The following is a 15,901-nucleotide window of genomic DNA, read 5'->3' as shown; positions in this document are numbered from 1 at the left end:
TCGCTTAGGCTTCGCGAAGCACCACCAGTGGGCTTGCCGTCAACGCCCGGCGGGTGCCCAGCAGCCCGGCCAAGCCGATCAGCGCCGCGCCGAGCAACGGGAGTAGCAGCAACCAGGGGTGTGGCGCCCATTCCAGGCGAAACGCAAAGCGGTAAAGCGCCCAGCTGGTCGCTTCGCAGGCCAGCGCCGCGATCACGCCACTGGCTGCGCCGAGCAAGGCGAACTCGATGCGCCGCGCGCGCTGCAGCAACGCCCGCCGTGCACCCAACGCCCGCAACAGCGCCCCCTGGTGCAGGCGTTCGTCGAGCGTGGCCTGCAAGCCCGAAAACAGCACCGTGATACCGGCCGCCAGCACGAACAAGAGCACGAATTGAACAGCCAAGGTCACCTGCGCCAGGATGCTTCGTAGTTGCCCAAGGATCGCCTCGACCTGCAGCAGCGTTGCGGCCGGAAACGCCCGGGACAGCGCAACGATGGCGGCGTCCTGGCCGGGCCGCAGGTAGAAGCTGGTCAGGTAGGTGGCCGGTAGGCCTTCGAGGGTGCCGGGCTGGAAGATCATGAAAAAGTTGGGCTGGAAGTTGTCCCAATTCACCTCGCGCAGGCTGGTGACGCGAGCTTCACGTTGGCTGCCGCCGATGTTGAACATCAGTACGCTGCCCAGGTGCAGGTTCAGGCTCTTGGCGAGCTCTGCCTCCACCGAGACACCCGGTATCTGCCCTGGCTCGGGCGCTGCCCACCATTGACCTTGGCTTAGCCGGTTGCCGGGGGGCAGCTGCGCCGCCCATGTAAGGCTCAAATCACGCTGGGTTGCCCGTTCGCCGCGAGAATCAGCCTGCGCCACCTGCTCCACGGGCTTGCCATCGACCTGAACCAGGCGGCCCGGTATCACCGGATATAACGGCGCAGCCACCGCGCCGATGGCCTTGAGATGGTCATCGAAGCTCTGGCGTTCTGCCGGCAGGATGTTCAAGGCGAAATAGTTGGGTGCGTCCTGCGGCAATTGTTTTTGCCAGGTGTCGAGCAGTTCGATGCGCAGCAGAGCTACCAAGGCCATGGCGAACAGGATCAGGCCGAATGCCAATGCCTGGCCGGCGGCGGCGGTGGGGTGGCGCAGCAACTGGCCCAAGCCCAGGCGCCAGGCTAGCGGTGCCCGTGCCAACCAGCGGCGCAGCAGCCGTAAACCGGTCACCAGTGCCGCCCCCAGCACCAGCGCCGCCAGTGCGCCGCCCCCGAGCAGCGCCAAGGTCAGTGAAAGATTGAGTGACAGCGACCACATGATCAGCCCCAGCGCCAGCAGCGCGGCGCCTTGCACCAGCCAGGTGGCCGGCGCGCTGGGCGCCAGGTCGCGGCGCAGCACACGCAGAGGCGGCACTCGGCCCAGGGCGGCTAAGGGCGGCAGGGCAAACCCGGCCAGTGCCACCAGCCCGGTGGCTATGCCACCCAACGCAGGGGCGATGCCGCCGCTTGGAATGTCTGGCGGGAGCAAACCACCCAACAGGCCGAACAGCACCTGCTGGCCGCCCCATCCGAGCAACGCCCCGGCCACGCTCGCCAGCACGCCGAGCATCGCCAGTTGCAGGGCAAACAGTGCCAAAGCTTCGCGCCGTGCCAAGCCCAGGCAGCGCAGCAGTGCGCTGAGGTCGAAGCGCCGCTGTGCGTAGCGGTTGGCCGACAGGGCCACGGCCACGCCGGCCAACAGCACGGCCACCAGGCTCGCCAGGTTCAGATAACTCTCGGCTTTGCCCAGCGCACCACCGATCTGCCGGTTGCTGTCCCGCGCGTCGAGCACCTGCTGGTTGGGGGCCAATTGGGTTTTGAGTGTGGCCCGATAGGCATTGACCGCTTCGGGTGCACCGCGCCACAGGTCGCGCAGCGTAACGTGGCTGCCTGGTTGCAAAACGGCAGTGGCCGGGAGGTCGGCCAGGTTCATGATGACCCGCGGGGTAAGGCTGTAGAAGTTGCCCGCGCGGTCTGGCTCGTAGGTGAGCACCCGGGCAATGCGCAGGCTGGCAGCGCCGACATCTACGTTGTCGCCTACCTTTAGTGACAGCGCCGCCAGCAGGCGCGGCTCGACCCATACTTCACCTGGGCCGGGCAAGCCCCCCTGTTGTTCGGCGCCATAGGGTTGGGCGCTGCTCCTGAGTGTGCCGCGCAGGGGGTAGGGCGCTTGCACGGCCTTGACGCTGGACAGCTGGATGCCATTGTCGGTGGCCACCACGCTTGTGAATTCGACTGTGCGGGCGTGCTCCAGGCCTGCCGCTGCGCCGGCCTGCAGTTGCGCCGAGGTGGGCTCCGAGCTGCCTTGCAGCACCAGGTCGGCGGCGAGGAATTCGCTGGCACGCAGCGTCATCGCACCGTTGAGGCGGGCACCGAAGTAGCCAATGGCGGTGCTGGCCGCCACGGCCACCAGCAGGGCGAAGAACAACACGCGAAGCTCGCCGGCACGGGCATCGCGGCGCAGCTGGCGCACGGCCAGGCCCAGCAGGCGGTACAGGGGAAGGCGCAGCATCAGGCCTCCTGGCCAGCGACGAGCCGGCCGGCGTCCAGGCGGATGTGGCGCTGGCAACGGCTGGCCAGGCGTTCGTCGTGGGTCACCAATACCAGCGTGGTACCCCTCTCGCGATTCAGCTCGAACAACAGGTCACTGATGTGCTGGCCGGTGTGGCTGTCGAGGTTGCCGGTGGGCTCATCGGCGAACAGCACGGCCGGCTCGCTGGCAAAGGCGCGGGCAATCGCTACCCGTTGTTGCTCGCCCCCGGAAAGCTGGCGGGGCCAGTGGTCGAGGCGATGGCCCAAGCCGACCCGTTCGAGGAGGTTGCGCGCCTTGGCGTGAGCGTGGCGATCACCTTCGAGCTCCATCGGCAACATCACGTTCTCCAGCGCGGTGAGGCTGTCGATCAACTGGAAAGCCTGAAATACGAAACCCACCTGCTCGGCACGGACGCGGGCGCGTTGGTCTTCGTCTAGCTCAGCCAGGTTGCTGCCGGCCAGCACCACTTCGCCTGAGCTGGGCGTGTCGAGGCCTGCCAGTAAACCAAGCAGCGTGGATTTGCCGGAGCCCGAAGCGCCGACGATGGCAAGGCTATCGCCAGCAGCCACTTCCAGTGCCAGCGGATGGAGGATGGTGAGGGCGCCTTCCGCGCCGGGAACCACTTTGCTAAGGTGGCGCGCTGTCAGAATGCTTGCGCTCATGGAGAGTCCGATGGGTATGTGGAGGTGGCTGGCCGTGCTGGGGCTGATGGCTCTGGCCCAGGTTGCGGCGGCGGGTACGGTGTTGATCGTGGGGGATAGTATCAGCGCCGGTTTCGGCCTGGATACCTCACGTGGCTGGGTCGCGCTGCTCGAGCAGCGGCTGCACGAGCGAAAGCCACAGGCATCTGTAGTCAACGCCTCGATCACCGGCGACACCAGCGCTAACGCGCTTGCGCGCTTGCCAGCCCTGTTGGCGCAGCATTCGCCGCAGCTTGTGGTGCTGGAGCTGGGCGGCAATGACGGCTTGCGCGGCCAGCCGCCCGCCCAATTGCAACAAAACCTTTCTCAAATGATCGACAGTGCCCGCCACAGTGGCGCCAAGGTGCTGCTGTTGGGCATGCGCCTGCCCCCAAATTACGGCCCACGCTACACCCAAGCCTTTGCCAGGGTATTCACGGAGCTGGCCGAGCAGAAGCAGGTGCCGGCGGTGCCGTTCATGCTGGAGGGTGTGGGTGGGGTACCGGCTTTGATGCAGGCCGACGGCATTCATCCCAACCAGGCCGCGCAGCAGCGCTTGCTGGATAACGTCTGGCCGGCGCTCGAACCATTGCTGTAAGGCTTTTCTCACGGCAGGCTTTGGGCTAAGGTTGCGCCCCCTTCCGGAGCGCCCCATGCCACGACCCGCCTGGTCCTTGCACCAATACCACCTGATCGAGCCCGACGAGCAGCTCGACCTGTTCGCCTGCCAGGAGGTTCGCGTGCACCTGGTCGCTCGCCAGCTGGAGCTTGCAGGCTCTGCCGACCGCACCTTGTGTGGCGGGCTATTGCCCTCGCGCCCACGCTGGTTCGATGTGCAGAAGGGGATTTACCGAGACACCCGCCTGTGCCCGCTGTGCCGGGCGATCCTGCTGGCTCAGCGCAAAGGCACGCGGCCGGTGTGGCCTGGGCTCGAAACTCAATGAAACGTGGGCCAGGCTGTTGCGTGCCGCGCGCCTAAACCGCAGCGCGCAGTGTACAATCGGCCGTTCGTTTCCTGTCAATGCTGCAAAGGATGTTTCGGATGTTGCCGCGTTTTCCTGCCGTTAGCCGTTGCCTGTCCCTGCTCGTGCTGGTCGCCGCCGGGCCCGTGGCCGCCTTGGAGTTACCCCTGCCACCCCCTGGCGAGGACATCGTCGGTCAGGTCCAGACCATCAAGGCCCGCTACGAAGACACCTTCGCCGACCTGGGTACTCAATACGATCTGGGTTACCTGGAAATGGTCGCGGCCAACCCTGGGGTGGACGCCTGGCTGCCCAAGGCCGGTACCGAGATCGTGCTGCCGACCCGCTTCATCCTGCCGCCTGGCCCGCGCGAAGGTGTGGTGATCAACCTGGCTGAATACCGGCTCTACTATTACCCCAAGGGCACCGGCACCGTACGCACTTACCCGCTGGGCATCGGCCGCGAAGGCTGGGGGTCGCCGGTGGCGAACACCAAGATCATCGCCAAAACTGCGCACCCCACCTGGACCCCTCCTGCCTCGGTGCGCGCCGAGCATGCCAAGGAAGGGGAGATCCTGCCTGCGGTCGTTCCGGCCGGCCCCGATAACCCGCTGGGCCCGTTCAAGTTCACCTTGGGGCTGCCGGGCTACCTGATCCATGGCTCCAATATGAAATTCGGCATCGGCACGCGCACCAGCCATGGCTGCTTCCGCATGTACAACGACGACGTACTGGAGCTTTCGCAAGTATTGCCTGTGGGCACACCGGTGCGCATCATCGATGAGCCCTACAAATTCGGCGTGGCAGGTGGAAAGCTATACCTCGAAGCGCATACGCCACTGGATGCCGAGGGTGACCCGGCCAATGGCGATAAGCATGCTGCGGTGGTCAATGCCCTGATCAACCGCAAGGACCTCTCCGGTCACGTGATCGTGAACTGGGATACCGTGCGCGATGTGATCAGTGGCGAAGATGGCCTGCCAGTGGAGATAGGCATGCCGGAGGGTGCGCCGGCGCAGGCCGGCACTTTTTGAACCAGCCACTTCAGTTAGACGCCTGAAATGACGAAGGCCGGCCCATCGAGATGGGCCGGCCTTCGTGTATCAAGAACCCCGAAGGATTACTTGCGAGAAGCTTTCTCGAGCATACGCAGGGCGCGCTCGTTCGCTTCGTCAGCGGTCTGCTGGGCTTTCTGGGCAGCGGCCAGTGCTTCGTCAGCCTTGCGGTAGGCTTCGTCGGCACGGGCTTGAGCGCGAGCGGAAGCGTCTTCGGTAGCGGTCAGGCGAGCTTCGGTTTCTTTGGAAGCGCTGCTGCAACCGGTAGCCAGAACAGCGGCCAGGGCCAGAGCAGAAAATTTCAGAACGTTGTTCATCGGGTTCCCCTTCAAGAACTTTCTATTTTAAGTAGCCACCTCTGACAAGTGAGAAAGTGGCCGGCACACATACTACCCATTACTTGTAGTAAGTAAACTGAGCCAATGCAAGAACCTACAAATTTTTGCGCGCTGCACACCTTGCCCCTGGCCGGTTCAGCAGCCGTTCAGGCACGCCCTTTGTCGGCAACTTGAGGCCTCGTGGGTGACTTATAAGCGGGGCCGGCGTCTGATGCTCATATTGGGCATCGCGGCTTTGCCGGCGACGTGCAGGAGGTTTCCTGCACTGGCAAACAGCGGTATGGTAACGGTCTAAACGACAAGACCCGCGAGGAGTTGCAATGAGCGAGGCGTTTGCTATCCACCACGACCAGGCCGGTCATCAATTTGAAGTGAATGTGGACGGCCACCGCGCCTATCTGACCTACATGGATCTTGGGCAGCATACGCTGGATATCTATCGTACTTTCGTACCCAGCGCGCTGCGCGGGCGGGGCATCGCCGCGGCGTTGGCGGAAACCGCGCTGGCGTATGCCAAGAGCATGGGGTACACCGTGATCCCGTCTTGCTCCTATGTAGAGCGCTACATGGAGCGGCAGGGCATCGGTAGCGACGAGAACGACTGAAAGTGAACAAACAAAAACGCCGGGCTCGATGCCCGGCGTTTTTGTTTGCGGCCCGAATCAGGTGCGGTCGCGTTTGGGCAGCACATCTTTGAGCTTGGCATGCATGGCGCGGATGCTGTGCTCGGTAGCGCTCCAGTCGATGCAGGCATCGGTAACCGAAACACCGTACTGCAGCTCGTCGAGGTTTTTCGGGATGGCCTGGCAGCCCCAGTTCAGATGGCTTTCGACCATCAGGCCAATGATCGAGCGGTTGCCCTCAAGGATCTGGTTGGCCACGTTCTCCATCACCAGTGGTTGCAGCGCCGGGTCTTTGTTGGAGTTGGCGTGGCTGCAGTCGATCATGATGTTGGGCTTGACCTTGGCTTTGGCCAGGTCCTGTTCGCACAGTGCCACGCTCACCGAATCATAGTTGGGTTTGCCATTGCCGCCGCGTAGCACCACGTGGCCGTAGGCATTGCCCTTTGTGGTGACGATCGATACGCCACCCTGCTGGTTGATCCCCAGGAACCGGTGCGGTTTGGAGACTGACTGCAGGGCATTGATCGCCACAGCCAGGCCACCGTCAGTGCCGTTTTTGAAGCCGACAGCCGAAGACAGGCCCGACGCCATCTCGCGGTGGGTCTGGGATTCGGTGGTGCGTGCGCCGATGGCAGACCAACTGATCAGGTCCTGCAGGTATTGAGGGGAGATCGGGTCCAGCGCCTCGGTGGCTGTGGGCAGGCCCATTTCGGCGAGCTCCAACAACAGTTGCCGGCCAATGTGCAGGCCGTCCTGGATCTTGAAGGAGTCGTCCAGGTAAGGGTCGTTGATCAAGCCTTTCCAACCTACGGTGGTGCGCGGTTTTTCGAAATAGACCCGCATCACCAGATAAAGAGTGTCGGAAACCTCTGCCGCTAGCGCTTTAAGGCGCTGGGCGTACTCATGGGCCGCCTTGATGTCATGGATCGAGCACGGGCCGATCACCACGAACAGGCGGTGATCCTTGCCATCGAGAATGTTGCGAACGGTCTCGCGGCCCAGGGTCACCGTGCGCAGGGCCGCGTCGGAGAGCGGGATATCCTGCTTGAGTTGATCCGGAGTGATGAGGGTTTCGTTGGAGGCGACGTTCAAGTCATTGATCGGTAAATCGGCCATCGGTGTACTCTTCGGATTCTGGCGGCCACGGCTCAGGTGGCGGCAACAAGGCGGCGGGTGGGGCACCTTAGCGCGTTCGGTGAGCCAGCGGCAATGGCCGGGCGCTGTTTGGTGGCGCATTTGGGCGGGAAGCCGGGCAGGGCTGTTGAACTCGCCGCTTGGCCCCGGGTCTGAAGCCGCTTGATTCAAGCCGGTGCAAGCTCTGCAAGCGCTGCTAAGCTTCAGGCTGTACCGCCCGGTGGGCGGCCCTGGAATATGGGTGGAGGTCCTATGATCCGCTCGATGCTGTATGCGACCGATCTCGGGGTGTATGCGCCGTATGTCCTCCAGCATGCGCTGGCCCTGGCACGCAGCTTCAAGGCCGACCTCTACGTGATTCACGCCGTCGAACCTATGGGCCGCTTTGCCGAATCCGTGCTGCAGAGCTACCTTGATGCTGGCTCTTTCAGAGCCCTGAACGATGGCGGGGTTACGCAAGTGATGGCCAATATCGAGCAGCGCGTGCTACAGAGCTTTCGCGAAGACCTGTGCGACGTTGACCAGGATCTGGCACTGATCCGGGCCGTACGCGTACGGCAGGGGGATCCTGCCCAGGTCATTCTCGACCAGGTCGCTCAGTTGGGGGTGGACCTGCTAGTGGTCGGCAGTAGTTCCGGTCACTCGGGCGCCACCCATTCCATTGGCCGCACCGCCCATCGCGTATTGCAGCTTTCCACCACACCCGTCTATCTCGTGCCTGAGCCGGGCACCGCAGGCGAGCACTGAACTATTCGACAAGTAGTTCTAGATTCTTGTTCTGACTATCAAATATAGTTATAAAAATTTAGGCCAGAATGGCCTTGCCCGGGGCCGTGGGTGGCTAGGGTGCTTCCGAGCCGAGGGAATCTGATGAAGCTTCAGCAATTGCGCTATATCTGGGAGGTCGCTCACCACGACCTCAACGTCTCGGCCACCGCGCAGAGCCTTTATACCTCCCAACCGGGCATCAGCAAGCAAATCCGCCTGCTCGAGGACGAGCTGGGCGTCGAGGTGTTTGCACGCAGTGGCAAACACCTGACCCGAGTCACCCCGGCCGGCGAACGGATCATCACCACGGCAGGAGAAATCCTGCGCAAGGTCGAAAGCATCAAGCAGATCGCTCAGGAATTCTCCAACGAGAAGAAGGGCACGCTGTCTATCGCCACGACCCATACCCAAGCGCGCTATGCGCTGCCGCCGGTCATCAGTGCCTTTATCAAGCAATACCCTGAAGTGGCGCTGCACATGCACCAGGGCTCGCCCATGCAGATCGCCGAGATGGCCGCCGACGGTACGGTCGATTTCGCCATCGCTACCGAAGCGCTCGAGCTGTTCGGCGACCTCATCATGATGCCCTGCTACCGGTGGAACCGCTGTGTAGTGGTACCGCAGGGCCACCCGTTGACCAAAGTGCCGAAACTCAGCCTCGAGCTGCTGGCCGAACACCCCATCGTTACGTACGTGTTCGGTTTCACCGGGCGCTCCAAGCTTGATGAAGCCTTCCAGGAGCGCGGGTTGACACCTAAGGTTGTATTTACCGCCGCCGACGCCGACGTCATCAAGACTTACGTACGCCTTGGCCTGGGCGTTGGTATCGTCGCGCGCATGGCGGTAGACGACAAGCTTGACCCTGACCTGGTAGTGCTGGATGCCGATCACTTGTTCGAACCCAGCATCACCCGCATCGCGTTCCGCCGTGGCACCTTCCTGCGCGGCTTCATGTGCGACTTCATCGAGCGATTCGCGCCGCACCTGACCCGCGAGGTCATGGCCAAGGCCATTGCCTGCCACAACAAGCAAGAACTCGAACAACTGTTCGAGGGCGTCGAGCTGCCGTTCCACTGAGGTTTACATGGCTGACTTGCAACATGCGCTTTCCAGTGCAGACATGCTCTTGATCGATGACTTCCACGCGTTCGAATTCACCCTGGATAAACTGGGTTTGATTATCGAATGCATGGACGGTCGTGAACTCAAGCGGTGGCACTTTGTCCCAGAATCGGTTGCTGCTGCTCGGTTTGAAGCCGAGCCTGGACACTGGTTGATCGACGGCCCTGACGGCGTCCATCGTCTGACGTGCCTTGATGCTTTCACTGCCACGGACGAAGAACCAGATTAATCAAGGCTCTGCCGTGGCGTAACTCTCTCCGGATGGGGAATGTTCGTCATGTTTAGAGTCATGCTTAACTCACTAATGGCCGCCGGTCTTGCTGTCTCTGCGGCCCATGCCCACGCGGCGCCCCGTTACGACCTGCTCGTAGGTACCTACACTTCTGGCTCGAGCGAAGGTATTTATCGCTATCGTTTCGACAGCGCGACCGGCCAGATCAGTGCGAAGCCTGTTCAGGTGCTTGCGGCCCAGAACCCTTCCTGGCTGGCCCTCAACAAAAAGCAGACACTTCTGTTCGCGGTGAATGAAAACGGGCCGGGGCAGAAGGACACCGTCGGCAAGGTCAGCAGCTACAGCATCGCAGACGACAACACACTCAGCCTGATTAATCAGCAGCCCACCCAAGGCGATGAGCCGACTCACGTGAGCCTGAGCACAGATGGCGATTTCATTTTCGTTTCAAACTACGCGGTGAGCCCGCAGGGCAATGCCAGCCTGGCCGTATTGGCGGTCGACGACAGTGGGCGGTTGGGGGAGGTTGAGCAGCAGTTCAAGCACAGCGCCAGCCACGTTGACCCTGAGCGACAAGTCAGCAGCCATGTACACTCGGTAGTGTCTTCTCCGAACAGGAGCCATTACGTCTACGCCAGTGATTTGGGTGCTGATCGTATCTTCATCTATCAGTTCACCCCCTCCAATGCCCACTACCCGCTCAACCCTGCAGCGCCCAGCTCTGTGATTCTGCCGCCTGGCAGTGGGCCGCGGCACTTGCTGTTCAACAAAAGTGGCAAACAGGCTTATCTGGTATTGGAAATGAGCGCCCAGGTAGCCGTGCTCGACTACCGAGCCGGCAACCTGATCCGCAAGCAGTTGCTCAACCTCTCCGACAACCCAGGGCCTACCCAGGGCGCTGGTGGTGGCCTGCACCTTTCGCCGGATGGCCGCTTTCTTTACGTCAGCAACCGCGGCAAGGTCAATCAGATTGTCGTGTATGCCGTGAACCCCGAGGACGGCACGCTCAAAGCGATCCAACACCGTGGGGTGGATGGCGACCATCCGCGAGAGTTCGCCCTGGACCCCACGGGCGGCTATCTGTTGGTCGCTAACCAGAAGAGCAATGCGATCGTGGTGATGCAACGTGACCCGAAGACCGGCCTGATTGGCCGTACTGTGCAGACCTTCAGCCAGGATGCGCCTTCGGACCTGAAGTTTCTCAGCCGTCGGCCGGAGGGTTGATGTGCAACTGGCGGGTTAGGTCTATCGATAGCGCCGCGAGACGGCGCTGTTCTGGCGCATGCAGAGGTGACGGTGCAGGGCGAGGCTGCTGTTTTCAAGCAGCGCCGGCCGCCCGGTAACGCTTGGTCAGGACAATGCCGCCGGCCCGCCAGGCTCGGCCTGCACTTCGGTCGCACGGCCGGCAGGCAATGGCCAATGTGGATGGCCGAAGTGTTCGAGTGCCTGTTCCATGAAACCTTTGGCCGCCACCAGGCCAAGCTCTCTTACCAATAGGTCGACTGCCAGTATTGCAAGCTCCTCGGCGCTGCCGGGGCTTCGTGAACAGTGCCCGTCGAGCCAGCGGGCCGTAATGACGGCTTCCAGATGCACAGTGCTCATGATGGTGTCACTCGGTATGGGGGTGATACTCAGTAAAGCACTGCGAGGCATTTCACGCAGCACCCACTCGGCTTCGCACGGTAATATCTCGACACAACTAATCAGGCGCAGGTGCTCGGGGCTTTGGCAAACTGCTGCACCCTGCAACCTCTGGGCTCGCTGGCGGTCCGAAGGCTGTTGATGCAAAAGGAAAAAACTGTTCCAGAGGAGGCGACATGCCCTGCACCCGTTTTACTCTGCTGGCCTTGGCCAGCTTTGCGTTGCTTTCCGGCTGTGCCGGCAGCAGCACTGATACGGCAGGCCAGCCTGCCAGCTCGGCTCAAGCTTCGGCCAGCAATGCCGGCGATGGCCGTTGCAATGCCCCGGGGGCGCAGTACACCGTGGGCCAGGTGTCTAGCCAGGCACTGTTGGATCAAGCCCGTGTACGCTCCGGCTCGCAAGTCGCGCGCGTGCTGGGCCCCCGTGACATGATCACCATGGATTACCGTTCCGACCGCCTGACATTGTATGTCGATGACGCAGGTAAGGTGCTACGCGCTAACTGCGGGTGAGCGTAGGGTGGGGCAGCCTCAGCTGCCCCGGTCACTCACAACGAGAAGCCGCCTTCGGCGGCAATTTGAGATACGGGTTTGCGTGGGCTTGGCGCTTCACGAGCCTGCAGATACTCAGGCAGGGTCGCCTTGTTACCCAGCTTGCCGACGGCCACCGCCGCGTGCAGGGCATAACCTTCCGGAATGTTCAGCTCCTTACGCGTGAGGTCCTGGTCGAAGCCAGCCATGCCATGGGTATGCCAACCATCGATGCTGGCTTGCAGGGCGAAGTAACCCCAGGCGGAGCCGGCGTCGAAGGTGTGCCACAGGGCTGGGCTTTCCTCGCTCGCGCCCGGCGCCACGAAGGTGGTCTTGGAGATCACGATTACCAGGGCTGAAGCGTGTTGGGCCCAATTGCGGTTGAATTCATTGAGCAAGCCAAGAAAGCGTTCCCAGTTTGGGGTGTCGCGACGTGCATACAGAAACCGCCAGGGTTGAGAGTTATAGGCCGAAGGCGCCCACCGGGCAGCTTCGAAGAAGCTCAGCAGTGTTTGCTCCTCGATGGGCGAACCATCGAACGCACGGGGCGACCAGCGATTGATGAATTGCTCGTGAATGGCGTAGTCGGCAATGCGTGGCGTGTCGCTCATGGCAAGGTCCTGAAGGTGATGTCGTGGAAGCGCAACGCTACTGCGATGCTCGGCCGATGACAAGCTGTGCAGGCCGTCTTAGACTATCGCCCCCATTTCTTCAGGCCCTCGCCATGAGCACCCAAGCCACTGCCTTCTGGAAGCGCAAGACGCTCGCTCAACTTTCTTCGGCTGAGTGGGAATCGCTATGTGATGGCTGCGGGCTTTGCTGCCTACAGAAACTGGAGGATGAAGAGGATGGTGCGGTGTATTACACCCGCGTGGCGTGCAAGATGCTCGACCTAGCCAATTGCAGGTGCACCGACTACCCCAATCGCAAGCAGCATGTGCCCGATTGCATCGAGCTGACGGTCGAGCAGGCTGACCAGTTTCACTGGCTGCCGCCCAGCTGCGCTTACCGCCTGGTCGCGGCTGGCCAAGACTTGCCTGAATGGCACTATCTGGTCAGCGGCGATCGCGATCAGGTTCATGTGCAGAGAATTTCGCAGGCAGGGCGCATGTTCAGTGAAACGGTGGTCGATGAAGACCACTGGGAAGACCACCTGATCTTCCGTGCCGGTTGATCAAGCCAATGGCGGGGCCTTGGGGTCTTCACCCGTGACGGTCGCGGTTTCGGTCGCCGCCACCGCGCTGTCCTTGAGGGCCTTGAGCTCGGCACCGGCCTCAGCCAGGCGCGCGCGAATCTGATCGGCATCCCGGCGGCCTCTCTCGAGCAGTTCCCGTGCCTTGCTATGGCCGGTATAACCGCGTACGAGCGCAGCGCCGCCGAGGGCGACTTGCAACAAGCCCACGATACCGCCCCGGGCTACACCTTTGCCAACCAGCACGACCCCGGCCGCGAGAGAGCCGGCCCGCTCCCACCCTCGAACGTTATGATCTGGCTGGTTCGGCGTGTCGAGGATTTCTGGAAGGCTACGGCCCATGGTGTGCTCCTGAACGGTGGGTTGATAGCTAACTGACCCGTTCCCAATGTGGGCGTTCCCGCAATTTCACGACAGTTTTTGGCCGTCCGCCATGCGCAGGCGTCGCGACAACGCAACGGCGAGTGCGCGAATCACCTTTGCCGCTATGCGCGGAGCATCGACCATCATCTTGTCGAGTGAGTCCTTGCCCAGGCTCACTAGCTGCACTTCGGTCGAAGCGATACACGTAGCCGAGCGCCGCTCACCATCGATTACCGCCATCTCCCCAAACGAGCGGCCCTTGCGCAGCAGCGCCACCTCGACTTCGTTGCCTTCCAGGTCCAGGCGGCGTACCGAAACGTTGCCGTACTGAATGATGCACATGAAGTTTCCAGCATCGCCTTCCCTGAAGATAACTTCGTCCTGGTCCATCTTTACCAGGCTGAAGAACCCGGCAGCGGCAGCACAGTCCTCGGGCAGCAGCTGGTTGAATAGCCCGCAGTCCATCAGGATGATCCGGATTTCATTGTTGAGCGCGCTGCTATTGGCCATGGTGGCAGTCTGTCTCCCGAGGTTGTTCCGGCCCCGCCCTAGGCCCTCTATCGTTTTAGCGCCGTCCTCATGCAAGCGCGCCAGTCACTTCACCGGTGGCCAGTATGGCACTTGCTGATCCAGAACGCTTGGCCTGTGGGCTGCACCCGTGGCAGCCCCCCATTGGGCGGCATTAGCTTGCCAGGCCCATTACTCGCATCAGAAATGCATACTCCAGCGCGACGTCACGCAGCGCCTGATAGCGGCCGCTCATGCCACCATGGCCCGCACCCATCTCGGTCTTGAGCAGAAGGAGATTGTTGTCGGTTTTCATTGCGCGCAAGCGCGCCACCCATTTGGCCGCCTCCCAGTATTGCACCCGGCTGTCGTTATACCCTGCGACCACGAGCATCGCGGGGTAGGGTTGGGCACTCACGTTCTCGTAAGGCGCATAAGCCTTGATACGTGCATACACTTCGGGTTCTTGCGGGTTGCCCCATTCATCGTATTCGGTAACGGTCAGCGGCAGGTCCGGATCGAGCATGGTGTTCAGGGTATCTACAAAAGGCACCTCGGCCACCGCTGCCGCAAAGAGAGCTGGGCGCTGATTGAGCACCGCACCGATCAACAGCCCGCCGGCGCTCCCGCCGCTGATCGCCAGCTGTGTGGGTGTGGTAAGGCCGTGGCTGACCAGGTGTTCGGCACAGGCGATGAAGTCGCCGAAGGTGTTCTGTTTATGCGCCAGCTTGCCGGCCCGGTACCAGGCTTCACCCATTTCCCCCCCGCCGCGCACATGGGCAATGGCGAAGGCGAAACCGCGCTCGAGCAGGCTTAGCCGCGCATGGGAGAACCAGGGGTCGAGCGTCGTGCCGTAGGCACCGTAGCCATACAGATAAAGCGGCACTGCCTGGCCTTGCAGGTCGCGGCGCATTACCAGGCTGATCGGCACCTGGGTACCATCGCTGGCTGTGGCCCACAAACGCTGGCTGATGTAAGCATCGGCGTCAAAGTCGCCCAGCACTGGGGTTTGCTTGAGCACCTGCTGTTCGCCCCCGGCGAGCGTCAGCTGGCGGACCTGGGCTGGGCGGTTCAGGGCTTCATAACGCAGGCGGATGTGCGGGCCTTCGAATTCGAGGGCGTCTTGCACGTAGAGGCTGTAGGCTGCATCGGGCAACTGCACGCGATAGGCGCTGGCCCCGGCGGGGTGTACCTCGATCACTGGCAGGCCGTTTTCCCGCAGGCTCAGGGCATGGGCGCCACGGTTGAGCACAACGCCCTCGATCATGACCTGTGGATCGTGGGGGACCAGGCACTGCCAGCGCTCGCGCAGCGGAACTTCACCTTCACAGTGGTAAACGGCGAAGTTGATACCGTCGGCGTTGGTGCGCACGAACCATTGCCATTGCCCGTGCAGGCAACCGTGGTCCAGGTCGTACTCGTGGCCTTCGAGGCGAGCGGCGACTCGGTTGAACGGCTGTTGGGGAGTGTTTGCGTCCAGCACCCAGCTCTCGCTGGTGGTCTTGCTACCCAGTTGCAGCACCAAGTGGCGCTCTGAGCTGGTGCGGTAGCAGTGCAGGAAGAAGCGCCCATCTGGCTCTTCGAACACGCAGTCGGCGCTTTCGGTGCCTCGCCGATGACGCCAGAGGCGAAACGGCCGGTGGGTGTCGTCAAGGGTGGCGAAGAACAGGGTTTGATTGTCGTTGGCCCAGGTCATGCTGCCGTCGCAATCCTCGAAGGGCAGCTCGGTGACCGCGCCTGTGGCAAGGTCCTTGATGAACAGGCGGTAGGTTTCATCGCCCTGTGTGTCGAGGCTGTAGGCAAGTTGCGTGTGATCCGGGCTGACGGCCACGGTGCCTATGGCAAGAAAGCCGCCACCGGCCAGGGTATTGGGGTCGAGCAGCAGTTGTTCGGTGGCGGTGCTTATGGCCAGGCTGTCGCTGGCCAGGCGAGGGTGACGGTAGTGACGCGGGTATTCGTCGCCAGCGGTGGTGCGGGTGTAATACAGCCAAGGCCCCCACGGGGAGGGCAGGGTGAGGTCGGTTTCCTGGATGCGCCCACGAATCTCCTCGAACAGTGCGTCGCGCAGCGGTTGCTGGGCGGCCAGCTGCCGCTCCAGCCAGGCGTTTTCGGCATCGAGGTAGCTGAGTACCTCCGGGGTGTCGCGCTCCTGCAGCCAGGCGTAAGGGTCGGCGCCATCGCCCATGCGGGCCTTGGGGGCGGTGTTCGTCATGGCAGCGTCCTT

At 62.4% G+C, this 15,901-nt stretch carries 19 protein-coding genes; 10 read left to right on the top strand and 9 right to left on the bottom strand.

Features of this window, described 5'->3' with window-relative positions; genetic code table 11:
• Positions 1 to 4 precede the first annotated feature (4 nt).
• Both F474_RS14615 and F474_RS14610 read right to left on the bottom strand, forming a co-directional pair.
• Positions 5 to 2,509, bottom strand: a complete 2,505-nt coding sequence (locus F474_RS14615; protein WP_097084896.1) for an ABC transporter permease — start codon at positions 2,507 to 2,509, stop codon at positions 5 to 7.
• On the bottom strand, positions 2,509 to 3,192 hold the full coding sequence (locus tag F474_RS14610; protein ID WP_097084897.1) for an ABC transporter ATP-binding protein: 684 nt from the start codon (positions 3,190 to 3,192) through the stop codon (positions 2,509 to 2,511). Before F474_RS14610 ends, F474_RS14615 begins: the two co-directional genes overlap by 1 nt.
• Positions 3,193 to 3,202: 10 nt before the next feature.
• On the opposite strand from F474_RS14610, the gene F474_RS14605 reads away from it, so the two are divergent.
• The 3 genes from F474_RS14605 (at position 3,203) to F474_RS14595 (ending at position 5,206) form a co-directional block, all read left to right on the top strand.
• Entirely contained in the window at positions 3,203 to 3,808 is a 606-nt protein-coding gene (locus F474_RS14605; RefSeq protein WP_097084898.1) for an arylesterase, read from the top strand.
• Between the two features lie 55 nt (positions 3,809 to 3,863).
• Positions 3,864 to 4,154, top strand: a complete 291-nt coding sequence (locus F474_RS14600) for a hypothetical protein (protein ID WP_097084899.1) — start codon at positions 3,864 to 3,866, stop codon at positions 4,152 to 4,154.
• Positions 4,155 to 4,252: 98 nt separating this feature from the next.
• Positions 4,253 to 5,206 carry a L,D-transpeptidase family protein gene (locus tag F474_RS14595; RefSeq protein WP_097084900.1) on the top strand — a complete coding sequence of 318 codons (954 nt, stop codon included), beginning with the start codon at positions 4,253 to 4,255 and terminating at the stop codon, positions 5,204 to 5,206.
• An 86-nt stretch (positions 5,207 to 5,292) separates the two neighbouring features.
• On the opposite strand, the gene oprI is transcribed toward F474_RS14595, so the two are convergent.
• Positions 5,293 to 5,544, bottom strand: a complete 252-nt coding sequence (gene oprI, locus F474_RS14590; protein ID WP_097084901.1) for an outer membrane lipoprotei OprI — start codon at positions 5,542 to 5,544, stop codon at positions 5,293 to 5,295.
• A gap of 341 nt (positions 5,545 to 5,885) precedes the next feature.
• Here oprI and F474_RS14585 point away from each other — a divergent pair, with 341 nt between their 5' ends.
• The gene (locus F474_RS14585) at positions 5,886 to 6,170 is read left to right on the top strand and encodes a GNAT family N-acetyltransferase (protein WP_097084902.1); all 285 of its coding nucleotides are present in this window, start codon (positions 5,886 to 5,888) and stop codon (positions 6,168 to 6,170) included.
• Between the two features lie 57 nt (positions 6,171 to 6,227).
• Here the strand turns inward: F474_RS14585 and F474_RS14580 are convergent, their stop codons facing one another.
• Entirely contained in the window at positions 6,228 to 7,304 is a 1,077-nt protein-coding gene (locus F474_RS14580; protein WP_097084903.1) for a 3-deoxy-7-phosphoheptulonate synthase, read from the bottom strand.
• A 270-nt stretch (positions 7,305 to 7,574) separates the two neighbouring features.
• Here F474_RS14580 and F474_RS14575 point away from each other — a divergent pair, with 270 nt between their 5' ends.
• The 4 genes from F474_RS14575 (at position 7,575) to F474_RS14560 (ending at position 10,668) form a co-directional block, all read left to right on the top strand.
• Entirely contained in the window at positions 7,575 to 8,069 is a 495-nt protein-coding gene (locus tag F474_RS14575) for a universal stress protein (RefSeq protein ID WP_097084904.1), read from the top strand.
• A gap of 123 nt (positions 8,070 to 8,192) precedes the next feature.
• Positions 8,193 to 9,167 carry an HTH-type transcriptional regulator CysB gene (gene cysB, locus F474_RS14570; protein ID WP_097084905.1) on the top strand — a complete coding sequence of 325 codons (975 nt, stop codon included), beginning with the start codon at positions 8,193 to 8,195 and terminating at the stop codon, positions 9,165 to 9,167.
• A 7-nt stretch (positions 9,168 to 9,174) separates the two neighbouring features.
• Positions 9,175 to 9,441, top strand: coding sequence for a DUF5629 family protein (locus F474_RS14565; protein WP_097084906.1), 267 nt, complete (start codon positions 9,175 to 9,177; stop codon positions 9,439 to 9,441).
• A gap of 60 nt (positions 9,442 to 9,501) precedes the next feature.
• Positions 9,502 to 10,668 carry a lactonase family protein gene (locus F474_RS14560; RefSeq protein WP_305881864.1) on the top strand — a complete coding sequence of 389 codons (1,167 nt, stop codon included), beginning with the start codon at positions 9,502 to 9,504 and terminating at the stop codon, positions 10,666 to 10,668.
• Between the two features lie 126 nt (positions 10,669 to 10,794).
• On the opposite strand, the gene F474_RS14555 is transcribed toward F474_RS14560, so the two are convergent.
• Positions 10,795 to 11,046 carry a hypothetical protein gene (locus F474_RS14555; protein ID WP_116562258.1) on the bottom strand — a complete coding sequence of 84 codons (252 nt, stop codon included), beginning with the start codon at positions 11,044 to 11,046 and terminating at the stop codon, positions 10,795 to 10,797.
• 215 nt (positions 11,047 to 11,261) lie between these two features.
• Between F474_RS14555 and F474_RS14550 the strand changes: the two genes are divergently transcribed.
• A complete protein-coding gene (locus F474_RS14550; RefSeq protein WP_097084907.1) occupies positions 11,262 to 11,597 on the top strand; it encodes an I78 family peptidase inhibitor in 336 nt (111 codons plus the stop codon).
• Between the two features lie 35 nt (positions 11,598 to 11,632).
• Here the strand turns inward: F474_RS14550 and F474_RS14545 are convergent, their stop codons facing one another.
• On the bottom strand, positions 11,633 to 12,226 hold the full coding sequence (locus F474_RS14545) for a nitroreductase family protein (protein WP_097084908.1): 594 nt from the start codon (positions 12,224 to 12,226) through the stop codon (positions 11,633 to 11,635).
• 113 nt (positions 12,227 to 12,339) lie between these two features.
• Here F474_RS14545 and F474_RS14540 point away from each other — a divergent pair, with 113 nt between their 5' ends.
• Positions 12,340 to 12,789 (top strand): YcgN family cysteine cluster protein, encoded by a 450-nt coding sequence (locus F474_RS14540; RefSeq protein WP_097084909.1) that lies wholly within the window; start codon positions 12,340 to 12,342, stop codon positions 12,787 to 12,789.
• On the opposite strand, the gene F474_RS14535 is transcribed toward F474_RS14540, so the two are convergent.
• From F474_RS14535 to F474_RS14525, 3 genes are all read right to left on the bottom strand, one after another.
• A complete protein-coding gene (locus F474_RS14535; RefSeq protein ID WP_097084910.1) occupies positions 12,790 to 13,149 on the bottom strand; it encodes a YgaP-like transmembrane domain in 360 nt (119 codons plus the stop codon). It abuts the gene before it with no gap.
• 66 nt (positions 13,150 to 13,215) lie between these two features.
• Complete coding sequence (locus F474_RS14530) at positions 13,216 to 13,680, bottom strand: cyclic nucleotide-binding domain-containing protein (protein WP_097084911.1); 465 nt, start codon at positions 13,678 to 13,680, stop codon at positions 13,216 to 13,218.
• A gap of 172 nt (positions 13,681 to 13,852) precedes the next feature.
• On the bottom strand, positions 13,853 to 15,889 hold the full coding sequence (locus F474_RS14525) for a S9 family peptidase (RefSeq protein WP_165830321.1): 2,037 nt from the start codon (positions 15,887 to 15,889) through the stop codon (positions 13,853 to 13,855).
• Positions 15,890 to 15,901: the final 12 nt, after the last annotated feature.

This window comes from Pseudomonas sp. URIL14HWK12:I12 (assembly GCF_003097135.1).
Lineage (GTDB): Bacteria > Pseudomonadota > Gammaproteobacteria > Pseudomonadales > Pseudomonadaceae > Aquipseudomonas.
This window is presented reverse-complemented; position numbering and strand designations above follow the sequence as displayed.